Genomic DNA, 278 nt, shown 5'->3' with positions numbered 1-278 from the left:
GTCCCAATAGAACTTGTCAATAAAGTATAGAATAAGTAATAACTTCTTATGTATCTAATTCTTTTACCTAAGGAGCGCAGGATTCCTGTCTGTACTCTGTTTTGTTGTATGAGCCGTGTCATTGAAATAAAAGTAATGACCGCAGCAACAATAAAGAATAAGATAGGAATAACCCTGCTAAGACTTTCATCGGTTGTGATTAAACTTTTTAAATTAGTGTAGTTACTTGATTCAGTTGTAACAAGACCAGAAATATAAGTTGTATCATAATCTTCAGA

The 278-nt window shown here is 32.4% G+C and carries 1 protein-coding gene; it reads right to left on the bottom strand.

Annotated elements, in window-relative coordinates:
• Positions 1 to 278, bottom strand: a 278-nt coding sequence (locus tag QWY28_RS24765) for an FtsX-like permease family protein (RefSeq protein ID WP_500690678.1), incomplete at both ends; no start/stop codon positions are given.

Source organism: Nocardioides oceani, assembly GCF_030412965.1.
Classification (GTDB): Bacteria; Actinomycetota; Actinomycetes; order Propionibacteriales; family Nocardioidaceae; genus Nocardioides; species Nocardioides oceani.
Note: the sequence above shows the minus strand (reverse complement) of the source record. Positions and strands in the feature narration are given on the sequence as shown.